Here is a 12,794-nt window from a genome sequence, read left to right on the forward strand (position 1 = left end):
GAGAGACCGACATGCTCGATTCCAAACTGTTACGTAGCAACCTTCAGGACGTAGCGGACCGCCTGGCATCCCGTGGCTACACGTTGGATGTTGCGCGCATCGAAGCGCTGGAAGAACAGCGCAAGACCGTCCAGACCCGCACCGAAGCACTGCAGGCTGACCGTAATGCGCGCTCCAAATCCATCGGCCAGGCCAAGCAGCGCGGCGAAGACATCGCACCGCTGATGGCCGACGTCGAGCGCATGGCGAACGAATTGAGCGCCGGCAAAGTCGAGCTGGACGCGATCCAGACCGATCTGGATTCGATTCTGCTCGGCATCCCGAACCTGCCGCACGAATCCGTGCCGATCGGTGACGACGAAGACGGCAACGTCGAAGTGCGCCGCTGGGGCACTCCGACCGCGTTCGACTTCCCGGTTCTGGACCACGTCGCCCTGGGCGAGAAATTCGGCTGGCTGGACTTCGAAACCGCCGCCAAGCTGTCCGGCGCCCGTTTCGCCCTGTTGCGTGGCCCGATTGCTCGTATGCACCGCGCCCTGGCGCAGTTCATGATCAACCTGCACACCAGCGAACACGGTTACGAAGAGGCGTACACGCCTTATCTGGTTCAAGCGCCGGCGCTGCAAGGCACCGGTCAGTTGCCGAAATTCGAAGAAGACCTGTTCAAGATCGCTCGCGAAGGCGAAGCCGATCTGTACCTGATTCCGACCGCCGAAGTGTCGCTGACCAACATCGTCGCTGGCGAAATCGTCGATTCGAAACTGCTGCCGATCAAGTTCGTCGCCCACACCCCATGCTTCCGCAGTGAGGCGGGTGCCTCGGGTCGCGATACGCGCGGCATGATCCGTCAGCACCAGTTCGACAAGGTTGAAATGGTCCAGATCGTTGAGCCGTCGACCTCGATGGACGCGCTGGAAGGCCTGACGGCCAACGCTGAAAAAGTCCTGCAATTGCTCGAGCTGCCTTATCGCACCATTGCGCTGTGCACTGGCGACATGGGTTTCAGCGCGGTCAAGACCTACGACCTGGAAGTGTGGATCCCGAGCCAGGACAAATACCGCGAGATTTCGTCGTGCTCCAACTGCGGCGACTTCCAGGCCCGTCGCATGCAAGCGCGTTTCCGTAACCCGGAAACCGGCAAGCCTGAACTGGTTCACACCCTGAACGGTTCCGGCCTGGCGGTTGGTCGTACCCTGGTGGCGGTGCTGGAAAACTACCAGCAAGCCGACGGTTCGATCCGTGTGCCGGACGTGCTGAAACCGTACATGGGTGGCCTTGAGGTCATCGGCTAAATGGACTATCTGCCGCTGTTCCATAACCTTCGCGGCAGTCGTGTCTTGGTCGTCGGCGGGGGGGAGATTGCCTTGCGCAAATCCCGCCTGCTGGCCGAAGCCGGTGCGCTGCTGCGGGTGGTCGCACCTGAAATCGAACCGCAACTGCGCGAACTGGTTGCCGGCAGTGGTGGTGAGTGTCTGGTGCGAGGCTACGTTGAGTCGGACCTGGACGGTTGCGGGCTGATCATCGCCGCCACCGACGACGAACCGCTGAACGCACAAGTCTCCGCCGATGCCCATCGGCGTTGTGTGCCGGTCAATGTGGTGGACGCGCCAGCCTTGTGCAGCGTGATCTTCCCGGCGATCGTCGACCGTTCTCCTTTGATCGTAGCGGTCTCCAGCGGCGGCGACGCGCCAGTGCTGGCGCGGTTGATCCGCGCCAAACTGGAAACCTGGATTCCTTCCACCTACGGTCAACTGGCCGGCCTGGCGGCGCGTTTTCGCAGTCAGGTCAAACACCTGTTCCCGGATGTGCAGCAGCGTCGGGCGTTTTGGGAAGACGTGTTCCAGGGCCCGATTGCCGACCGGCAACTGGCCGGGCAGGGCGCCGAAGCCGAGCGCCTGATGCTGGCGAAAATTGCCGGTGAAGCGCCGAATGCAACGGGCGAAGTCTATTTGGTGGGCGCCGGGCCGGGTGATCCCGACCTGCTGACCTTCCGTGCGTTGCGTCTGATGCAGCAAGCCGATGTGGTGCTGTATGACCGCTTGGTGGCGCCGGCGATTCTGGATTTGTGCCGTCGCGATGCCGAGCGGATTTACGTCGGCAAGCGTCGCTCCGATCACGCCGTGCCTCAGGATCAGATCAACCAGCAATTGGTGGATTTGGCCAAGCAAGGCAAGCGGGTCGTGCGGTTGAAGGGCGGTGATCCGTTCATCTTCGGTCGCGGCGGTGAAGAGATCGAAGAGCTGGCGGCCCATGGCATCCCGTTCCAGGTGGTGCCGGGTATCACGGCCGCCAGCGGTTGCGCGGCGTATGCCGGGATTCCGCTGACTCACCGTGATTACGCGCAGTCTGTGCGTTTTGTCACCGGGCACCTGAAGGACGGCTCCACCGATTTGCCGTGGGCCGACCTGGTCGCGCCGGCGCAAACCCTGGTGTTTTACATGGGGTTGGTGGGTTTGCCGATCATCTGCGAGCAGTTGATCAAGCACGGTCGCGCAGCGGATACGCCAGCGGCGTTGATCCAGCAGGGCACCACGGTCAATCAGCGGGTGTTTACCGGCACGTTGGCCGATTTGCCAAGCCTGGTGGCGGAGCATGAAGTGCATGCGCCGACACTGGTGATCGTTGGGGAAGTGGTGCAATTGCGCGAGAAACTGGCGTGGTTCGAGGGCGCTCAGGCACAAGTCTGAAGACTGAGTTGCCCCCATCGTCGGAACGCCGCCCGGAGCAAGCTCGCTCCCACAGGATTTATGATGATGCTGCAATCTTCGGCATCACCTAAAATCCTGTGGGAGCGAGCTTGCTCGCGATGGGGCCCTCAAATCCGCTGCAAATTTCGGATTAAGCCAGGGCCCTGCGCCAAACCCCTTTCCCGCTCAACCGCTCGCGATCATGCGGTGCCGTGAAATCCTGCGCCGGCCCTTTAGGCACGATCCCGGTCGGATTGATGGTCTTGTGGCTGCCGTAGTAGTGATTCTTGATGTGGGTAAAGTCCACCGTCTCGGCAATCCCCGGCCACTGATAAATCTCCCGCAACCAGTTCGACAGGTTCGGATAATCGGCGATCCGCCGCAGGTTGCACTTGAAGTGCCCGTAATACACTACATCAAAGCGAATCAACGTGGTGAACAGCCGAATATCAGCTTCGGTCAGGTATTCACCCGTCAGGTAGCGATTGGCGCCCAATAGCTGTTCCAGTCGATCAAGCTCCTCGAACAACCCGTCGAACGCCTCTTCATACGCCTGCTGCGACGTAGCAAACCCTGCGCGATACACGCCATTGTTCACCGCCGGATAAATCCGTTCGTTCAGCGCATCGATCTCGCCCCGTAGCGGTGCCGGGTAGAAATCCAGGTCATTACCGGTCAAATCATTGAAGGCACCATTGAACATGCGGATGATCTCCGCCGATTCATTGTTGACGATACGATTTTGCTGTTTGTCCCAGAGCACAGGCACGGTGACGCGGCCGGTGTAGTCGGCGGTATCGGCGGTGTAGCGCTGGTGCATGAAATTGAAATGATCGAGCTTGTCCCCGGTCGATCCGAGGTTCTGGTCGAAGGTCCAGCCGTTTTCCAGCATCAGCCAACTGACCACCGAGACGTCGATCAGGCTTTCAAGGCCTTTGAGTTTGCGCAGGATCAGCGTGCGGTGAGCCCATGGACAGGCGAGGGACACGTAGAGGTGATAACGACCGGCCTCGGCCGCAAAGCCACCGACACCTGTCGGACCAGGCTTGCCGTCGACGGTCAGCCAGTTGCGACGCTGCGCTTGTTCACGCTGGAACGCGCCGTCCTTGCCGCTTTCGTACCACTGGTCATGCCAGCGACCTTCAACTAACAAACCCATGTTCAAGACTCCTCAGCCAATAAGCGTTTGAGAGGAGTCTATTCGCATAGGTTCGACAAAAAAGCGCAAAGGTTGGGCGCTTATGATCGGTTAAATCGATTTGTCCCGAGCGTCCCAATATTGCTGGGCGGTTTCGAAGGCGAGTTTGCGGGTTTGGCCGAGGCCGCGCAAGGCCAGGGCCATGGTCGAGATCAGCGCCATTTGCGGATAGCTGTCGACCACGTCACCGCGCCACACAGCTTTTAGATGTTCGGGATCGAGGGTGGCCGGTTTGACGTGGCGATGGCTCGACAGCTGCGGCCATTCCTCGTCCCAGCTTTCGCCGCCAGTGGTGCCGTACAAGTGACTGTCGGCGTCCGGGTTGATCTCGATTTCGCCGCCGTCGCCCTTGATCACGATTGCGGTATCGCCGAGCAAACCGCTGGCATCGCGATGCACCGCCTGGTAGCCGGGGTGGAAAATGCTTTGCAGGCCACAGCGAGCGCCCAACGGATTGAGAATCCGCGTCAGGGAATGGATTGGCGAGCGCAGGCCCAAGGTGTTGCGCAGGTCGATCATCCGCTGAAGTTGGGGCGCCCAATCCACCAGCGGCATGAAGGCCAGACCGCCGTTATCGAGCGCTACACCCACCTGCTGCCAGTCGCGGCACAACGGAATTTTCAACTCGTCCAGCAATTGCTCGCTGTACAGCCGACCGGCCGTGTGTGCACCACCGCCGTGCATGAAAATCCGCACGCCGTTCTGCGCCAGGCACTTGGCCGCCAGCAGATACCACGGCAGATGACGTTTCTTGCCAGCGTAGGTTGGCCAGTCCAGATCCACATTCAACGTCGGTGCCTGTAAACGTTCGCGCAACGCTTCGGTGAACCCCGCCATCTCCTCGGCGCTTTCTTCCTTATGCCGCAATAGCATCAGAAATGCGCCGAGCTGGGTGTCTTCGACCTTGTGGTCGATCACCATGCCCATGGCTTCTCGGGCTTCCTCGCGGGTCAAGTCGCGGGCGCCGCGTTTGCCCTTGCCGAGAATGCGCACGAATTGGGCGAACGGGTGTTCGGCGGGTGTTTCGAGGGTCAGCGCTGGATAGTCGGTCATAAGCAATTCGTCGGTTTGGGCAGGCCCGCCAGTTTCGCGGCGAGTTTGGCAGGGGTGCCTTTGAACAATCGGTTCAGGTGCAGGCTGTTGCCCTTGTCCGGGCCCAGCTTCAGCGCGGTGTACTTGATCAGCGGACGAGTGGCCGGCGACAACTGGAATTCGGCATAGAAACTGCGCAGCAGTTCGAGGATTTCCCAGTGTTCGGGGCTCAACTCGATGTCTTCGGCGGCGGCCAGGGCGCTGGCCACCTCAAAGGACCAGTCGCTCAGTTCGACCAGGAAACCGTCCTTGTCCAACTCGATGGCGCGTGCGCCGACCGTCAGGGAGTTCATAGCCAACTGTTGACCTTGTCGTAGTCAATCGACAGCTCGACGAAGGCCGGGTAATCGATGGCCGTGACCGTGTCAGGAATCTCCAGCGCGCGAGCCTGGGCGTCTTCGGCCAGTACGAACAGTTTCAGATTGCGGGCGTTCAGCGCATTGAACGGCGCGGTGCCTGGTTGCAAGGCATAGGCCGCGTCACCGGTCAGCAGCAACGCATCGTCAGCGCCCATCAAGCGCAGGCAACTGGTCAGGCGATCGTCGCCGAACGGGGAATGAGACAACACATGCAAAGTCGACATCAGAGGGTGATCACCTGGTCGTAACGGTCAATAAGTGCGGTGATTTCGTGGGCGGCCAGCACCTGCGCTTCTTCGAGCGACAAACCCGCCGGGTCCAGGCCGCGTTCAGCGGCGCTGTCGCCACAGACAAACAGCTCGTCGACACCGAACATCGGCAAGGCTTGCAGGTTGGCGCTCAGGTCCTTCTGCTGGAGGGCCTTGGCATCCTGTTTCGCGGCGAGCTGGAACACCCCGTCATCGAGAAACAGCAGGCCGATTGGCAGATCGAAGGCGCCGCCGGCCAGCACGATGTCCAGCGCTTCTCGCGCACTCGGCCCGGACCAGGGAGCCTGACGGCTGATAATCAGCAAGGATTTAGGCATCTCACGCGCCTCCGAAACAGATCAAGCGGTCAGCATCCTGCACCGCGTCATGCAACTGGCCGAGACCAGACAACTCCCACGGCGCGCCCACCGCCACGGCTTCACGCTGATAGCGCCCGGCTTCTTCTTCGTTCAGCACGCCACGACGCAGGGCGGCCGCGATACACACGACGCCGTCCAGTTGATGCTCGGTGACGAAGTTGCGCCATTGCTTGGGCAAGTCCTGTTCATCCTGCGGCGTGACCACACTGCCAGAGGCGTTGTAGACACCGTCCTGATAGAAAAACAGCCGGACAATCTCATGCCCACCGGCCAGCGCAGCCTGAGCAAACAGCAGGGCGCGGCGCGAGGAGGGCGCATGGGCAGCGGAAAACAGCGCGATGGCGAACTTCATGACGGACTCGATCAGTAAAACTGCGGCCATGATAAAGCTTTATGGCCGGGGCGGCGAAGGGCGTTTACTCGTAGACCGAGTCGTGACCATCGCGAGCAGGCTCACTCCTACAAGGGAGTTGTGTCGTGCACAACATTGAAATCCACCACAGATCCCTTGTGGGAGCGAGCTTGCTCGCGATGGCGGCCTGACCGGCGCCGCTCAGCGTGGCATATACCCCAGCTGCCAGCGCCGCGGGATTTTCAGCGACAGCAGCCCGATCGCGCCGGCCAGCAGACCGCTGACAAACAACGCCTTGAGCCCCAGGTGATGTTCCAGCACGGCGCCGAGTACCGCGCCGGCAAACATCCCGGTCCAGGGAATCAGTTGCACACGCCAACCGTTGCGCCGTTCGCCGAGCATCCAGCGTCCCAACCCACGACCGAAGCGTGACAGGGCGCCGGTGACGTAGGTCAGGCCGACCGGCAGGCCGTTCACTTCTTCCACGGCGGCATTGAGCATGCCCATGGCGATGATCGCGGCCAGCAGCGCTGGCAATTGTTCGTCGTAGGGCCAGGCGGCGGCGCCGCAGAGCAGCGTGGCGATGCACAGCAGCAAGGGCAGCGCGCGGCGACCGCCGAGGCGGCTGACGACAATGCCCAAAGCGTTGCCGACGATGAAGGTGCCGACGAGGATCACCAGGCGCAAGGTCAGGCTCAGGTCGCCGTCGCTGATGGCGACGGCGAGGCGGGTGGTGTTGCCGCTCATGAACGAGACGAAATCGCCGCTGGCCATGAAGCCGATGGCGTCGGTCATGCCCGCGAGCACCGAGAGGCTGGCCACCAGCGACATGCCGATCCTTCCGCGCCATTTGCGGGTATGCAGATGGCCTGGACTGGCGCGGTCAGTGGAGAGGGATGGCAACATCAGCGAAGGTCGTCCTCAGGCAGCGACCGTCAGGGTCACTTACTCAACCCATATAACTCGCAATACTCCAGCCAGTCCATGCCGGCCATCTCGGCCACTTCCTTGTGCACTTCCAGGCGCTGTGCCTGATAGTCCTCGGCCGTCGCGGCAGTCAGTTGCAGCGTCAGCTCCCAGGCAAACAATCCCAGGCGCTCGGCCTCGGCTTCGAAGGCTTCATGCAAGCGCTCGTCGCGGTACTGCGCCGCGGTCTCGCCCTTGGCCTGAGCCAACAGCGGGTTGAGGTTATCGAGTTCGACGCGCAGTTCCGGGCGCTCATCGAGAAACCTCTTCAACGCTTGCTCGTGTTGCTGTTCGGTTGCCGCCATGGTCGCTCCTTGAGGCTGGGTTACGAAGACTGCTTCTTGCTGGCCTTGGCCGCTGCTGCCAGGCATTCGAGGGCAAACTGCTCGGGATACGTCATTTGAATCGGCGTGGTTTCACCTTTGACGGTTCTTTCGCCGTCGAGGATGTAACGAATCCGCTTGTCGGTGACGCCAATTCGCTTGGCAATCCAGGACGGCGTCTGACCGATCTGGCTGATCAGCTTGTCGGCATATTCAGCGGTCGGTTTGTAATATTCGGCGTTGGGTGTCATGACCTTTCCAGAAAATAAGCCCGGAAAACGGGCGATGCGGTGTTAATGGCGCGACAGGGTGCGCGAATCGTCACTCGGTGTCGCGGTATAAATGAAGTAAAGCAGAACGATACGCCGTGCCGCGGTGATACAGTCCGCTTTTTCTTGATGAGCGAACGCAATGCGAATTCTGATGGTGGCGCTGGCCGTAACGTTGCTGGCGGGATGCGCGGGCTCGGCGATGAACGACGCCCGCACTGGAACCCCGTACAAAACCCTGACGTCGGACAAACCGGAAAAAGTCGTCGCCCAGTGTGTGCAGTTTTCCTGGCAGGACGAGGCGGTGTTCGGTGTCGATGCGGGCGCGTATTTGCAGCCTGGCGAGAAGGGCGGCACCACCGTTTACACGCGCTCGGCGGAGTCCTTTGTGGACGTGAAGACCGACGCTTCCGCCACCGTACTGAATTATTACGCGCAGCATGACGACTTTGTCGCCAAGCGCCGACTGGCGGCGTTGGCGACCTGCCTCTGACCTGACGGGCTGACGCACACCCCTGTGGGAGCGAGCTTGCTCCGGGCGGCGTTCCGACGATAGCGGTTTATCATTCAACGTAGATGTTGACTGACCCGCCGCCATCGCGAGCAAGCTCGCTCCCACATTTGTTCTGTGTCGATCATGAAAATGAGGCCTGCTCCCACAGGGTTTTGTGTGATCAGTAAGTCAGGCGCTTCTGGAAAAAGAAGCGCTTGTGGCCCGGCGGGTAGTCAGCGATCTGGCCTAACTCGCTGTAGCCGAGCTTCTGGTAGAACCCCGGCGCCTGGAAGTCGAAGGTGTCGAGCCAGACCCCCACGCATCCCTTCTCCCGTGCCAGGTCTTCGGCCATGTGCATCAGCTTCGAGCCCATGCCCTGTCCCCGGGCCTGCTCCGGTACCGACAGCAATTCGATGTATAACCACCGGTAAAACACTCGCCCATAGAGTCCGCCGAGAATCTCGTCGTTGTCGTCGCGTACCAGCAAGGCGATCGGCTGCGGGTTCGCCTCTCCCGCCTGCGCGGCGTTATAGGCGCGCAACGGCGTAAGGATCGCTTCACGGTCTTCATTCGTGGGGTTTTGCGTCAACTCGATTCGCAGGGTCATGGCTATATCCTTATGGCGGTGAAGTGGCAGCCTATCTCGGTAGCAAGCCTTGTTCCATCCCCTGAGAACAAGTGGAACCGTCGTCATCGTGCAGATGTCTAGCCTAAACAGCGTCATTCCAGAACGCGGCCTATGAGGACACTTCCGTGAATATTTTCGAAGCCTTGCGCGAAAGCCACGACCGCCAACGCACCTATGCCGATGCGCTGATCCAGACCAGCGGCGACACCCCGGAACGGGTCGAGGCTTACAAGCAGCTCAAGTCCGAACTTCAGGCCCACGAAACCGCTGAAGAGCGGCATTTCTACATCCCGTTGATGGAGTTTGATAACGGTGTCGACCTCAGCCGTCATGCCATTGCAGAACATCACGCGATGGACGAAATGATGGAGGAACTGGACGAGACCGAGATGTCCAGCCCGGCCTGGCTGGTGGTCGCGAAGAAGCTCGCCGAGAAGGTCAATCACCACCTGGAAGAGGAAGAGCAGAAGTTCTTCCAGATGGCCGGCAAACTACTCGACGACAAACAGAAAGAGACGCTGGCAGGGCAATATGTGAAGGAATACAAGGCTCAGCTTTCTTAGCGCCAGGCTTTCGTTTTCGCCTAACATGGGCGCCTTCTGACGAAAAAAGGGATGCGTTGTCATGTCGAATACAGCCGAGCGGGTCAACCTCATCGAGTCCCAGGTGTTGTCCCACGACTGGTACCTGCTCAAGAAAATCACCTTCGATTACCTGCGCAACAACGGCGAATGGCAACGCCAGACCCGCGAGGTCTATGACCGGGGCAACGGCGCGGCGATTCTGCTGTTCAACCGCGAAAAGAAAACCGTGGTGCTGACCCGGCAATTCCGGCTGCCAGTGTTCGTCAACGGCCACGATGGGTTGCTGATCGAAGTGGCGGCGGGGCTGCTCGAAGGTGCGGCGCCTGAAGAGCGCATCCGCGAAGAAGCGGAGGAAGAAACCGGTTATCGCGTGCACCATGTGCACAAGGTATTCGAGGCCTATATGAGCCCAGGCTCGGTGACCGAAAAACTGCACTTTTTCATCGCTGAGTACGACGCCGCTTCCAAGGTCAGTGATGGCGGCGGGCTGGAGGAGGAGACCGAAGAACTGGAAGTGCTGGAGTGGAAGTTCGACGACGCGCTTGAGGCGTTTTATCGCGGGGAAATCTGCGATGCGAAGACCATCATGCTGCTTCAGTATGCGGCGATGAAAAACATCTTCGCCGCAGTTTAAGAGGCGCACACAATCCCTGTAGGAGCTGCCGCAGGCTGCGATCTTTTGATCTTGATCTTCGGTGCCCTTGAAGACGCTGAAGATCAAAAGATCGCAGCCTGCGGCAGCTCCTACAAGGTCAAAAGCCTTCCAGTCGTCCAGTCTCGCCCCATTGCCCGCCCTCCAGCGTCAGCAGCTGTTCCTTCGCCTCAAGTCCACCGGCAAACCCGGTGAGTTTCCCCGAAGCGCCAATCACCCGATGACACGGCGCAACAATCGAAATCGGATTCTTGCCATTCGCCGCACCCACCGCGCGGACTGCACTGGGGTTGCCGATCTGCCGGGCAATCTCGCTATAGCTGCGGGTCTCGCCAAACGGAATGGTCAGCAGCGCCGCCCAGACCTTCTTCTGAAATTCCGTCCCGGAAAAATCCAGTTCCAGGTCGAAACGATTGCGCGTGCCCGCAAAGTATTCCCGCAGCTGCTGAGCGGTGCACATCAGGATCGGATTATCCGGTGCCTCGCGCATTGGCCCGAGCCGCACCCGGCCGGGTTTGTCGTTTTCCCAGAGGATGGCTGCCAGTCGCGAGCCGTTCGCGACCAGCTTCAACTCGCCCACCGGCGTGGCGAGGGTGATGAAGGTGTAACTCATGCCGGTGGACTCCGTAAAAGTGCTGAGCAGAGGCCAAGCATACTGCCTCGACGGGGAGGCGCAATACGCAATCCCAGCCATACTTGCCTCTGCTCTTGAAGCCTTCCCTGTGTTTTTTTACAGAACCTAAAAACAAAAAGAGACCGACTCATGAAGTTCGAACCTTTTGCCAAATCGCTGATTGCGACCTCATTGGCGCTCAGCTGTCTCAGTGCTTACGCGGCCTCCGTGGCGCCGGTTGCGGCCGAAAACGGCATGGTCGTCACCGCCCAGCATCTGGCCAGTCACGTGGGCGTCGATGTGCTCAAGAACGGCGGCAACGCCGTCGATGCCGCGGTAGCGGTCGGTTACGCGCTGGCGGTGGTTTATCCTGCCGCGGGCAACCTGGGTGGCGGCGGTTTCATGACCATTCAGTTGGCGGACGGTCGCAAGACCTTCCTCGACTTCCGTGAAAAAGCACCGCTGGCCGCCACCGCCGACATGTACCTCGACAAGGAGGGCAACGTCGTCCCTGACCTGAGCACCCGTGGTCATCTGGCCGTTGGCGTGCCGGGCACCGTGTCGGGCATGGAACTGGCGCTGAAGAAATACGGCACCAAACCGCGCAAGGAAGTGATCGCCCCGGCCATCAAGCTCGCCGAAGACGGTTTTGTGCTGGAACAGGGCGATGTCGAGTTGCTGGAGTACGCCACCGACGTGTTCAAGAAGGACATCAAGGATTCCGGTGCGATCTTCCTGAGCAACGGCGAGCCGATGCAAGTCGGTCAGAAACTGGTGCAAAAAGACCTCGGCAAGACCCTGCGTGAAATCTCCGAGAACGGCGCCGACGGCTTCTATAAAGGCTGGGTGGCCGATGCCATCGTCACCTCCAGCCAGGCCAACAAAGGCATCATCACCCAGGCCGACCTCGACAAATACAAGACCCGCGAACTGGCCCCGATTGAATGCGATTACCGCGGCTACCATGTGGTCTCGGCACCGCCTCCAAGCTCTGGCGGCGTGGTGATTTGCGAGATCATGAACATTCTCGAAGGCTACCCGATGAAAGACCTGGGCTATCACTCGGCCCAGAGCATGCACTACCAGATTGAAGCGATGCGCCACGCTTACGTGGACCGCAACAGCTACCTGGGCGACCCGGATTTCGTGAAAAACCCAATCGCCCATCTGCTGGATAAAAACTACGCCACCAAAATCCGCACCGCCATCGATCCGAAAAAGGCCGGTGTGTCCCGCGAGCTCAAACCCGGCGTAGCGCCACATGAAGGCAGCAACACCACCCATTACTCCATCGTCGATAAGTGGGGCAACGCGGTCTCGGTGACCTACACCTTGAACGACTGGTTCGGCGCCGGCGTCATGGCCAGCAAAACCGGGGTCATCCTCAACGATGAAATGGACGACTTCACCTCGAAAATCGGCGTGCCAAACATGTACGGCCTGGTGCAAGGGGAGGCCAACGCCATCGCTCCCGGCAAGGCACCGCTGTCGTCCATGAGCCCGACCATCGTCACCAAGGACGGCAAAGTCGTCATGGTGGTCGGCACCCCTGGCGGCAGTCGCATCATCACCGCAACCTTGCTGACCATGCTCAACGTGATCGACTACGGCATGAACATCCAGGAAGCGGTCGATGCACCGCGTTTCCACCAGCAGTGGTTGCCGGAAGAAACCAACCTCGAGACCTTCACTACCAGCCCTGATACGGTGAAGATGCTCGAAAGTTGGGGGCACAAGTTTGCCGGACCGCAGGATGCCAACCATGTGGCGGCGATTCTGGTCGGCGCACCGTCGCTGGAGGGCAAACCGGTCGGCAAGAACCGTTTCTATGGAGCGAACGACCCACGTCGTAATACCGGGTTGTCGCTCGGTTATTGAGGCAGATCGGGGCCATCCCAATTCTTGTGGATGGCCCCCGATCCCGTAGCAGCTGTCGAGCCTGCGAGGCTG

The 12,794-nt window shown here is 60.3% G+C and carries 17 protein-coding genes; 6 read left to right on the forward strand and 11 right to left on the reverse strand.

What is annotated here, in order from left to right; genetic code table 11:
* The first annotated feature begins 11 nt into the window (after positions 1–11).
* Together serS and cysG are read left to right on the forward strand one after the other, a co-directional pair.
* A complete protein-coding gene (gene serS, locus VD17_RS02395) occupies positions 12–1,292 on the forward strand; it encodes a serine--tRNA ligase (RefSeq protein WP_046052496.1) in 1,281 nt (426 codons plus the stop codon).
* On the forward strand, positions 1,293–2,687 hold the full coding sequence (gene cysG / locus VD17_RS02400) for a siroheme synthase CysG (RefSeq protein ID WP_046052497.1): 1,395 nt from the start codon (positions 1,293–1,295) through the stop codon (positions 2,685–2,687). It abuts the gene before it with no gap.
* Positions 2,688–2,838: 151 nt separating this feature from the next.
* Here the strand turns inward: cysG and VD17_RS02405 are convergent, their stop codons facing one another.
* The 9 genes from VD17_RS02405 to VD17_RS02445 all read right to left on the reverse strand — a co-directional run bounded on the left by VD17_RS02405 (position 2,839) and on the right by VD17_RS02445 (position 7,856).
* Positions 2,839–3,846: a glutathione S-transferase family protein gene (locus tag VD17_RS02405; protein WP_046052498.1), complete on the reverse strand. Its 1,008-nt coding sequence runs from the start codon at positions 3,844–3,846 to the stop codon at positions 2,839–2,841.
* A gap of 90 nt (positions 3,847–3,936) precedes the next feature.
* A complete protein-coding gene (locus VD17_RS02410; RefSeq protein ID WP_046052499.1) occupies positions 3,937–4,938 on the reverse strand; it encodes a glycosyl transferase family protein in 1,002 nt (333 codons plus the stop codon).
* Positions 4,935–5,270, reverse strand: a complete 336-nt coding sequence (locus VD17_RS02415) for a TusE/DsrC/DsvC family sulfur relay protein (protein WP_033057029.1) — start codon at positions 5,268–5,270, stop codon at positions 4,935–4,937. The genes VD17_RS02410 and VD17_RS02415 overlap by 4 nt, the downstream gene beginning before the upstream one ends.
* The gene (gene tusB, locus VD17_RS02420) at positions 5,267–5,560 is read right to left on the reverse strand and encodes a sulfurtransferase complex subunit TusB (RefSeq protein WP_046052500.1); all 294 of its coding nucleotides are present in this window, start codon (positions 5,558–5,560) and stop codon (positions 5,267–5,269) included. The genes VD17_RS02415 and tusB overlap by 4 nt, the downstream gene beginning before the upstream one ends.
* Positions 5,560–5,922: a sulfurtransferase complex subunit TusC gene (tusC, locus tag VD17_RS02425; RefSeq protein ID WP_046052501.1), complete on the reverse strand. Its 363-nt coding sequence runs from the start codon at positions 5,920–5,922 to the stop codon at positions 5,560–5,562. Before tusC ends, tusB begins: the two co-directional genes overlap by 1 nt.
* Before the next feature lies 1 nt (position 5,923).
* Positions 5,924–6,316 carry a sulfurtransferase complex subunit TusD gene (tusD, locus tag VD17_RS02430; protein WP_008154829.1) on the reverse strand — a complete coding sequence of 131 codons (393 nt, stop codon included), beginning with the start codon at positions 6,314–6,316 and terminating at the stop codon, positions 5,924–5,926.
* Between the two features lie 201 nt (positions 6,317–6,517).
* Positions 6,518–7,222 carry a YoaK family protein gene (locus VD17_RS02435; protein WP_046052502.1) on the reverse strand — a complete coding sequence of 235 codons (705 nt, stop codon included), beginning with the start codon at positions 7,220–7,222 and terminating at the stop codon, positions 6,518–6,520.
* A gap of 35 nt (positions 7,223–7,257) precedes the next feature.
* Complete coding sequence (locus VD17_RS02440; protein ID WP_046052503.1) at positions 7,258–7,587, reverse strand: DUF6388 family protein; 330 nt, start codon at positions 7,585–7,587, stop codon at positions 7,258–7,260.
* Between the two features lie 20 nt (positions 7,588–7,607).
* On the reverse strand, positions 7,608–7,856 hold the full coding sequence (locus VD17_RS02445) for a hypothetical protein (protein WP_008154823.1): 249 nt from the start codon (positions 7,854–7,856) through the stop codon (positions 7,608–7,610).
* A gap of 160 nt (positions 7,857–8,016) precedes the next feature.
* Here VD17_RS02445 and VD17_RS02450 point away from each other — a divergent pair, with 160 nt between their 5' ends.
* Positions 8,017–8,367, forward strand: coding sequence for a hypothetical protein (locus VD17_RS02450; RefSeq protein ID WP_008154821.1), 351 nt, complete (start codon positions 8,017–8,019; stop codon positions 8,365–8,367).
* Between the two features lie 181 nt (positions 8,368–8,548).
* On the opposite strand, the gene VD17_RS02455 is transcribed toward VD17_RS02450, so the two are convergent.
* Positions 8,549–8,974 carry a GNAT family N-acetyltransferase gene (locus VD17_RS02455; RefSeq protein ID WP_046052504.1) on the reverse strand — a complete coding sequence of 142 codons (426 nt, stop codon included), beginning with the start codon at positions 8,972–8,974 and terminating at the stop codon, positions 8,549–8,551.
* Between the two features lie 146 nt (positions 8,975–9,120).
* On the opposite strand from VD17_RS02455, the gene VD17_RS02460 reads away from it, so the two are divergent.
* Both VD17_RS02460 and VD17_RS02465 read left to right on the forward strand, forming a co-directional pair.
* Positions 9,121–9,558 (forward strand): hemerythrin domain-containing protein, encoded by a 438-nt coding sequence (locus tag VD17_RS02460; RefSeq protein ID WP_046052505.1) that lies wholly within the window; start codon positions 9,121–9,123, stop codon positions 9,556–9,558.
* A gap of 61 nt (positions 9,559–9,619) precedes the next feature.
* A complete protein-coding gene (locus VD17_RS02465) occupies positions 9,620–10,213 on the forward strand; it encodes an NUDIX domain-containing protein (protein ID WP_046052506.1) in 594 nt (197 codons plus the stop codon).
* Positions 10,214–10,331: 118 nt separating this feature from the next.
* Here the strand turns inward: VD17_RS02465 and VD17_RS02470 are convergent, their stop codons facing one another.
* The gene (locus VD17_RS02470; RefSeq protein ID WP_046052507.1) at positions 10,332–10,844 is read right to left on the reverse strand and encodes a methylated-DNA--[protein]-cysteine S-methyltransferase; all 513 of its coding nucleotides are present in this window, start codon (positions 10,842–10,844) and stop codon (positions 10,332–10,334) included.
* A 150-nt stretch (positions 10,845–10,994) separates the two neighbouring features.
* On the opposite strand from VD17_RS02470, the gene ggt reads away from it, so the two are divergent.
* Complete coding sequence (gene ggt / locus VD17_RS02475; RefSeq protein ID WP_046052508.1) at positions 10,995–12,722, forward strand: gamma-glutamyltransferase; 1,728 nt, start codon at positions 10,995–10,997, stop codon at positions 12,720–12,722.
* Positions 12,723–12,794: the final 72 nt, after the last annotated feature.

It is taken from the genome of Pseudomonas fluorescens (assembly GCF_000968015.1).
Taxonomy (GTDB): domain Bacteria; phylum Pseudomonadota; class Gammaproteobacteria; order Pseudomonadales; family Pseudomonadaceae; genus Aquipseudomonas; species Aquipseudomonas fluorescens_W.

What these genes read in the sequence shown, in the direction of transcription:
- VD17_RS02415 (WP_033057029.1), bottom strand. Translation starts at nt 5,270, where the DNA reads ATGAACTCCCTGACGGTCGGCGCACGCGCCATCGAGTTGGACAAGGAC.
- VD17_RS02435 (WP_046052502.1), bottom strand. Translation starts at nt 7,222, where the DNA reads ATGTTGCCATCCCTCTCCACTGACCGCGCCAGTCCAGGCCATCTGCAT.
- VD17_RS02410 (WP_046052499.1), bottom strand. Translation starts at nt 4,938, where the DNA reads ATGACCGACTATCCAGCGCTGACCCTCGAAACACCCGCCGAACACCCG.
- tusD (WP_008154829.1), bottom strand. Translation starts at nt 6,316, where the DNA reads ATGAAGTTCGCCATCGCGCTGTTTTCCGCTGCCCATGCGCCCTCCTCG.
- VD17_RS02445 (WP_008154823.1), bottom strand. Translation starts at nt 7,856, where the DNA reads ATGACACCCAACGCCGAATATTACAAACCGACCGCTGAATATGCCGAC.
- VD17_RS02465 (WP_046052506.1), top strand. Translation starts at nt 9,620, where the DNA reads ATGTCGAATACAGCCGAGCGGGTCAACCTCATCGAGTCCCAGGTGTTG.
- VD17_RS02440 (WP_046052503.1), bottom strand. Translation starts at nt 7,587, where the DNA reads ATGGCGGCAACCGAACAGCAACACGAGCAAGCGTTGAAGAGGTTTCTC.
- VD17_RS02450 (WP_008154821.1), top strand. Translation starts at nt 8,017, where the DNA reads ATGCGAATTCTGATGGTGGCGCTGGCCGTAACGTTGCTGGCGGGATGC.
- VD17_RS02470 (WP_046052507.1), bottom strand. Translation starts at nt 10,844, where the DNA reads ATGAGTTACACCTTCATCACCCTCGCCACGCCGGTGGGCGAGTTGAAG.
- VD17_RS02405 (WP_046052498.1), bottom strand. Translation starts at nt 3,846, where the DNA reads ATGGGTTTGTTAGTTGAAGGTCGCTGGCATGACCAGTGGTACGAAAGC.
- VD17_RS02455 (WP_046052504.1), bottom strand. Translation starts at nt 8,974, where the DNA reads ATGACCCTGCGAATCGAGTTGACGCAAAACCCCACGAATGAAGACCGT.
- tusB (WP_046052500.1), bottom strand. Translation starts at nt 5,560, where the DNA reads ATGTCGACTTTGCATGTGTTGTCTCATTCCCCGTTCGGCGACGATCGC.
- tusC (WP_046052501.1), bottom strand. Translation starts at nt 5,922, where the DNA reads ATGCCTAAATCCTTGCTGATTATCAGCCGTCAGGCTCCCTGGTCCGGG.
- serS (WP_046052496.1), top strand. Translation starts at nt 12, where the DNA reads ATGCTCGATTCCAAACTGTTACGTAGCAACCTTCAGGACGTAGCGGAC.
- ggt (WP_046052508.1), top strand. Translation starts at nt 10,995, where the DNA reads ATGAAGTTCGAACCTTTTGCCAAATCGCTGATTGCGACCTCATTGGCG.
- cysG (WP_046052497.1), top strand. Translation starts at nt 1,293, where the DNA reads ATGGACTATCTGCCGCTGTTCCATAACCTTCGCGGCAGTCGTGTCTTG.